At 65.2% G+C, this 6,381-nt stretch carries 7 protein-coding genes; 5 read left to right on the top strand and 2 right to left on the bottom strand.

Annotated elements, in window-relative coordinates:
* Positions 1-117 precede the first annotated feature (117 nt).
* Complete coding sequence (locus tag WA944_RS21905; protein WP_526647338.1) at positions 118-1,200, top strand: fatty acid desaturase family protein; 1,083 nt, start codon at positions 118-120, stop codon at positions 1,198-1,200.
* Positions 1,201-1,231: 31 nt separating this feature from the next.
* Here WA944_RS21905 and WA944_RS21900 read toward each other — a convergent pair whose 3' ends face one another.
* A complete protein-coding gene (locus WA944_RS21900; protein WP_526370260.1) occupies positions 1,232-1,804 on the bottom strand; it encodes a Uma2 family endonuclease in 573 nt (190 codons plus the stop codon).
* A 259-nt stretch (positions 1,805-2,063) separates the two neighbouring features.
* On the opposite strand from WA944_RS21900, the gene WA944_RS21895 reads away from it, so the two are divergent.
* The 3 genes from WA944_RS21895 to WA944_RS21885 all read left to right on the top strand — a co-directional run bounded on the left by WA944_RS21895 (position 2,064) and on the right by WA944_RS21885 (position 3,802).
* A complete protein-coding gene (locus WA944_RS21895) occupies positions 2,064-3,053 on the top strand; it encodes a hypothetical protein (protein WP_526370262.1) in 990 nt (329 codons plus the stop codon).
* A 111-nt stretch (positions 3,054-3,164) separates the two neighbouring features.
* Positions 3,165-3,410, top strand: a complete 246-nt coding sequence (locus WA944_RS21890; RefSeq protein WP_526370264.1) for a type II toxin-antitoxin system VapB family antitoxin — start codon at positions 3,165-3,167, stop codon at positions 3,408-3,410.
* On the top strand, positions 3,407-3,802 hold the full coding sequence (locus tag WA944_RS21885) for a type II toxin-antitoxin system VapC family toxin (RefSeq protein ID WP_526370266.1): 396 nt from the start codon (positions 3,407-3,409) through the stop codon (positions 3,800-3,802). Before WA944_RS21890 ends, WA944_RS21885 begins: the two co-directional genes overlap by 4 nt.
* A gap of 25 nt (positions 3,803-3,827) precedes the next feature.
* Here WA944_RS21885 and WA944_RS21880 read toward each other — a convergent pair whose 3' ends face one another.
* Entirely contained in the window at positions 3,828-4,907 is a 1,080-nt protein-coding gene (locus WA944_RS21880; protein ID WP_526611304.1) for an HNH endonuclease signature motif containing protein, read from the bottom strand.
* A gap of 224 nt (positions 4,908-5,131) precedes the next feature.
* On the opposite strand from WA944_RS21880, the gene WA944_RS21875 reads away from it, so the two are divergent.
* Positions 5,132-6,381: NERD domain-containing protein (locus WA944_RS21875; RefSeq protein ID WP_526647337.1), on the top strand; the 1,250-nt coding region annotated here is incomplete at its 3' end.

Here is a 6,381-nt window from a genome sequence, read left to right as displayed (position 1 = left end):
TCGGTGCGGAGGTGACCTGGATGCCCGCGGTGAAGTCCGAGGCCGTAGGCTGCTGTCCTGACACCGACGGTGGCTGGACTGCGCCGATCTGACGCAACCCACCCGAGGACACCCCTGATGGCGATCGCCGATGTCTCCACGTACATGCATTTGAGCACGCAGGACGTCGACGCGATCGCCGACGAACTCGACACGATTCGCCGTGATGTCGAGGAGTCGCTGGGGGCCGAGGACGCGGCCTACATCCGTCGCACGATCCTGTTCCAGCGCGCGCTCGATGTAGGGGCGCGTCTGGTGATCGCGCGCAGCCGGTCGAGGGCCGTTTGGTGGCTGGGAACCGCGTCGTTGGCATACGCGAAGTCCATCGAGAACATGGAACTCGGCCACAACATCTCGCACGGCCAATGGGATTGGATGAACGACCCGGAGATCCACTCCACCAGCTGGGAGTGGGACATGGCGGGGCTGTCGGCGCAGTGGCGGTACTCGCACAACTACCGGCATCACATCTTCAGCAACGTGCTCGGCATGGACGAGGACATCGGCTACCGCCTGCTGCGGGTGACCCCAGACCAGCCGTGGCGTCGGCCCCACCTGTGGACGCCACTGCGAAACCTGTTGCTGGCAGCGACCTTCGAGTGGGGTATCGCCCTGCACGGTCTGCGCTCGGAGCGGGACCGGGTCGACACACCGGCGGGTAGGGTTGCGGAGGAACGCCGGTTCTTCGGCAAGGTCGCCCGCCAGTTGAGCAAGGATTACGTGCTGCTTCCGGCGCTGAGCCTGCGACGGTGGCGTCGAACTCTTGCGGCCAACGTCACCGCGAATCTGCTGCGGAACCTGTGGGTGTACGTGAACATCATCTGCGGGCACATCCCCGACGGCGCCGAGACGTTCGACCCGGCGGTGCTCGACGGTGAAACCAGAGGCGAGTGGTATCTGCGGCAGATGCTCGGGGCCGCGAACTTCACCGCGTCTCCGCTGCTGGCCTTCTCCGGCGGTCACCTGTGCTATCAGATCGAACACCACCTGTTTCCTGACCTGCCGAGCAACCGCCTCGCGCAGGTCAGCGTCCGCGTGCGGGAACTGTGCGCGAAGTACGACCTGCCGTACAACACCGGATCGTTCCCGAGCCAGTTCTTCCGGTCGCAACGGACCATCCACACGCTGGCGGTTCCCGACGGAGCTCCTGCCGGCCGCTGACACGGCGCGCTCAGCAGTCCTGCTAAGGCCGTCAGCGGCCAGTCAACTCCTCGAGCGCGAAATCCATCCTTGTTGGCTCGCTCACCCGAACCCTGCCGCGGTCGAGTGCATCGACTCGTCGATAGATCTCGCCGTCGAGGCGGTAGGCGAGGAATCGGTCGTCAGACGGCGCGTCGGGGTCGACGATCCAGTAATGCTCGATGCCCGCCTTGGCATATTCGTCCAGCTTCATGACGTGATCCGTCCCCCGCGAGCCCGGCGAGACGATTTCGACCACGAGCACGACGTCGGCCGCCGGGACCCGGGCGGGGCGCCGTTCGAACACGCGGTCCGGGACGACGACGATGTCGGGGTCGCGCACACTCGGCGGGAACGCTGCCCGTGTGATGACCTCGATCTCGGGAAGCGGCTCGAACCCGTCAGGCAGATGATCCTCGAGCAGGCGGGTGAGCCGTCTGGAAATGCGTTGATGCCAGAGTTGCGGCCGCGGCGACACGGTCAGGGTCCCCTCACTGAGTTCCCACCGTCGCGCGGGGTCTAGCTCGAGCGCATCCCATTGCTCAAGGGTCAGCAGACCAGGAGGCAGGTGTGCAAGATCGGACATCGTGCACCTCCCTTCGCATCGACCTCGGTGTATGCAGATTACGCGCAACAGCGATCGCTTCCGAGTCTCGTGGACCCCGCCGACAAACGAATGCCCGCGATGGTGGAGGTCGTGCGCATCTGCCCTGATTCATCACCAGTCTGCGCGTTATCCACAATCGACGGCCATGCCGCTGCGCTGACGCGTCCACCTGTCAAACCCGCCGCCGATACTCGACTGAAATCGGCGCGCAATCCGCGACATCACAGATCGGGGCGACATGGGCAACAGGGCGAACTTCGTCATCGTCAAAGACGAGGATTGGCAGCTGTACTACTCACATTGGGGCGGCTGCCGCATGCTCGACGCGTTGATCGGCGGACCCGACCTCGCGCTGCGGCACGCGGCCTCGCTGCGGCACTGCGAGAAGGACCAGTGGTGCGACCCGGATTGGGCCGACGGTGGTGCGGTGGTGGACTTCGACCGTCACCGCGTGCTGTTCTTCGGTGAGTCACTGATGGTGGAGATGAACGCGCGCCGCGCGTTGATGAGGGTGCTCGCCACGGTCTGGTCTGGCTACGAGATCGGCTGGGCGTACGACGGAACTGCTGAATTGGCAGGCTATGTCGGGGCCGAGCTGCGTCAGTCGACGTGGGACAGGAAGCCGACGCTGAAGCTTGCCCGACAACGAAATCACTTGTGTCACCTCGTCTCTGTGGTCGACGCCGAGGGGCGGCTACGCTTCTGGCCGTTGTGGTGGCACCTCAGCAAGGGCTGGCACGGACCGGCGCTGTTGAACAGGTTGCCCGGTCGGGGTGTCGGCCGCATCACGCTCGGCAAGATCCCGGAAGGCGGCATCCACATCGATGTGCCCCGAAAGACGTTGGGGGCGTGGCAGACGGCCGACACAATGGGTTTCTTCGCAGCACTTCCGGAGGTGTGGAACGGTTGGCAGACCGAATCTTGGGAAGACCGTTTCGAGGAACACGTCAAGCGGTGCGACGACGCTCTTCGGGTACCTGTGCTGGACGTGGTCGCCGGCGTCAACAGCGCGGAGGCGTGGATTCGCGAGCGGGTATACGAGAGCTTCGAGGACAGCCCGGCAGGGCAGATCGTCAAACTTGCGGAGCTCCTCGCGCCCACGGCGCCCGGGTTCGTGGTCAACGAAGACGCAGTGTCCGACGTTGCGGTTCGCCCGACGACCGCCGAGTGGTCGCGCTTCGTCGCCGCGTGCGATCTACTGCGTGGGACCCATGCCCGGTCGGCCTGAGTGTCGAGCACATAAGAGCCCACACCCCCGCTGTCGTTCGGAACGCCCCACCGGCGATCGCTCCTGACCAGGCATTACACCAAGGTACCGTCTTGTGGTAGAAAGGTACCAATGGCTCTGAACATCAAAGACGAGTCGGTTCACGAAGCCGTCAAGCAACTCGCCAAGCTGACCGGCGAGTCGCAGGCCCACGCGGTGGCGACGGCGGTGAACGAACGCTTGGCCAAGCTCCAACAGGATGACCTCGCGGCGCGCCTCATGGCACTCGGACACCGAACCGGACGAAGGATGACAGCCGAAACCAAGAAGCTCGACCACGCAGAGATGCTCTACGACGACGAGGGCCTTCCGGCGTGATCGCCGATACATCAGCGTTGATCGCGATCCTGCGAGACGAAGACGACGCCGCGGTGTACGCCAGAGCGATCGCCGCGGCTGATGTGTGCCGACTGTCCGCTGCCAGCTATCTCGAATGCGGCATCGTGCTCGACGCGCAGCGCGACCCGATCGTGAGTAGAGCGCTGGACGAGTTGATCGAGGAAGCCAAAATGGCGGTCGAGGCGGTCACTGAGCGCCAGGCCCGCCTGGCCCGCCAGGCCTATGCGGACTTCGGCAAGGCAAGCGGGCACCCCGCCCGACTGAATTTTGGTGATTGCCTCTCGTATGCGCTCGCGACCGATCTGCGCGAACCGCTGCTGTGGAAAGGGAACGACTTCGGGCATACGGGCGTGCGATCTGCGCTCGAGTAGCGCCGCGTTGAGGCTGCGCTGTGCGTCACCCCCAGCGAGGAAGGAAGGCGATGTCGAATCGCTCGCTCTGGCGATACCCCGACCACGTCGGCAGTCCCGGTGGCTGCGCTCGATAGATCCCGGTGGCCACGGCGACGACGCGGTCCCGCTGCGTCGGCCACTCCAAGGAGGATGCGATGTCATCCAGCGCAGCAGCTCGGCCATCGGCCAGCACCCGATCAACAAGCGAAATTGCCGGCAGTGCAGCACCTTTGTCGCTGTTGCAGCGAATGCAGGCCAGCACGAGGTTCGAAAGACCATCGATGCCGACGATCGACCAGGGCAGAACGTGGTCGACGGGATTGTCGGACGGCAGGTGCGTCCCGCAGTAGAAGCAGTGTGGTCCGAACACGTCCTTGAATGGCTGGCGAATTGCGGAGAGGGCAGTGCGCTCCCGGCCGAACAAATGACCTGCGACGTCCGGTACCTTCGCGTCGAGGAACTTGTTCATGCGCCGCACGTCATCCACCCACATGATCTCCAGCGCCGGTTTGAGCAGTCCCGCCAGTCGCGCGAGTCCGGCTGCGACGCCGGGCTCCAGGACAATGCAGTCGTCGTGCGCACGCAGAGTGGATCGCGATACGTGGTCGTGCAGAAAGGAATCGTCGAAAAGGAATGAGTCGCTCGCGGCCGCACCCGGCAATCGCTGGAGCCGATGCAGTGGCTGCTGAGCAAGACATAGCGTGACCTCATCGATTGCTCGCTCATAGCTCTGCGGCGCACGCATCCTGGCGACCTCGAGGGATGCCGGTGGTCGGCCGACGGTCGCCGCTTGGTGCAGCATGTTGGCTGCGAGAAGAATTCGCGCGCGAGATTGTGTCGACTGCCGAAGTTCGTGTCCGTCGAAGGGACGGATCTGCTGCCAGTAGATCCCCAGCACGCGATGGGCCAAGTCGGGGATGGGGACCGGCAGTGTGTCGACGGGTTCTGCGGGCAGATTCTCGATGCAGTGCTCGATGAGCGCCATCAGCGTCGCGAGTTTGTACGTCGCAGTGCGCAACCCGCTCTCGAGAATCGCCACCACCCGCTGGCCGAGTAACAGCGGGTCGGGAACGTCAGAATCCATGGCGGGGCCAGGGCGTCGATCGTCGGCGCATCATCCCCGCATTATGGCCCGACATGCTTTGGCGTGTCAGGGTGCGGGGAGCCCCGCCGGCCTCGCGTTGAGGCTGCGCTGGCGGCGGAGTTATTGAGGGTTTTCCCGCCGTGGCTGCAGTCTCAACGTCCGGGTACGGCCAGATACGTCGGCCCCGCTCGCTACCATCGGTCGCGACGAAGGGGGACGTCAGCATGACCATCACCGTCGTTGAGACACCGCGGCTGGCAAACGGCGCCGAGCGCCGCGTCTACCAGCTGTTGATCGACCAACTCGAGCCCGGCGACCTCGTCATCCCCGGGAAGCGGGTCACCGACCACCTCAAGGACCACGAGGTCGACTTCTTCGTCGCCATCGAGGGCGCCGGCATCGTCTGCGTGGAGGTCAAGGGCGGCGAGCTGTGGCACGACGGTGAGACCTGGTGGCAGAAGCGCCGCGGCCACGAGCACAAGATCGACCCGGTCCGCCAGGCCCGCGAAGCCTGCTACGCGCTGCGTGACTTCATCGAGAAGGACCCCCGCTGGAGCCAGGGCCGGCTGCGCTGGGACCACGTCGTCGTCCTGCCCAACACCGACCTGCCCGAAGACTTCGCGCTGCCGGAGTGTCCTCGCTGGAAGGTCATCGACCGCACCGACCTGCCGACCATGGTCGCCAAGCTGCGCGAGATCGTGCTCGCCCAGGAACTCGACCGGCCGCTGCTCACACGAGACGGCATCGCCCAGCTCAACGAGGCCCTCAGCGGCCGCGGCCTCCCGCAGCGCAGTGTCATCGCCCGCGCTCTCGAAAACGAAGACGCTGCAGATGTTCTCACCGAACACCAGTCCGTGATCCTCGATGCGGTCAAGTTGCTGAACCGCGTCGAGATCCGCGGCGGCGCCGGCAGCGGCAAGACCTTCCTGGCGATGGAGCAGGCCCGGCGACTGGCCCGCGACGGCCGGCGCGTCGCCCTGGTCTGCTACTCCCACGGTCTGGCTTCCTACCTCGAACGCATCACCGCGACCTGGAACCGCCGGCACCAGCCGGCCTACGTCGGCGAGTTCCACGACCTCGGCAAGACCTGGGGTGCTCCGGAGGGCCCCGACGAGACGCTGCGCAACGAGGAGACCGTCAAGTTCTGGGAACACGACCTGCCACTCCAGATGGCCGAACTGGCAGCCGAACTCGAGCCGGGGCATAGGTTCGACGCGATCGTCGTCGACGAGGCCCAGGACTTCGCCGACGCGTGGTGGGATCCGCTGCTGGCCGCGCTCAAAGACGACGAAACCAGTGGTATCTATTTGTTCACCGATGAAGGCCAGCGGGTGTTCAGCCGGCACGGATCCCCGCCGGTGCCGCTGGTCCCGCTGATCCTCGATCACAACCTGCGCAACACCCGTCAGATCGCCAACGCCTTCCAACCGCTGGTCGATCATCCGATGCGGTTTCTCGGTGGTGAAGGCCCGGC

The organism is Mycobacterium sp. (genome assembly GCF_049683355.1).
Classification (GTDB): Bacteria; Actinomycetota; Actinomycetes; order Mycobacteriales; family Mycobacteriaceae; genus Mycobacterium.
Note: the sequence above shows the minus strand (reverse complement) of the source record. Positions and strands in the feature narration are given on the sequence as shown.

Bases quoted from the DNA above. Each gene is read 5' to 3' on its own strand.
- WA944_RS21905 (WP_526647338.1), top strand. From the start codon at position 118: ATGGCGATCGCCGATGTCTCCACGTACATGCATTTGAGCACGCAGGAC.
- WA944_RS21900 (WP_526370260.1), bottom strand. From the start codon at position 1,804: ATGTCCGATCTTGCACACCTGCCTCCTGGTCTGCTGACCCTTGAGCAA.
- WA944_RS21895 (WP_526370262.1), top strand. From the start codon at position 2,064: ATGGGCAACAGGGCGAACTTCGTCATCGTCAAAGACGAGGATTGGCAG.
- WA944_RS21890 (WP_526370264.1), top strand. From the start codon at position 3,165: ATGGCTCTGAACATCAAAGACGAGTCGGTTCACGAAGCCGTCAAGCAA.
- WA944_RS21880 (WP_526611304.1), bottom strand. From the start codon at position 4,907: ATGGATTCTGACGTTCCCGACCCGCTGTTACTCGGCCAGCGGGTGGTG.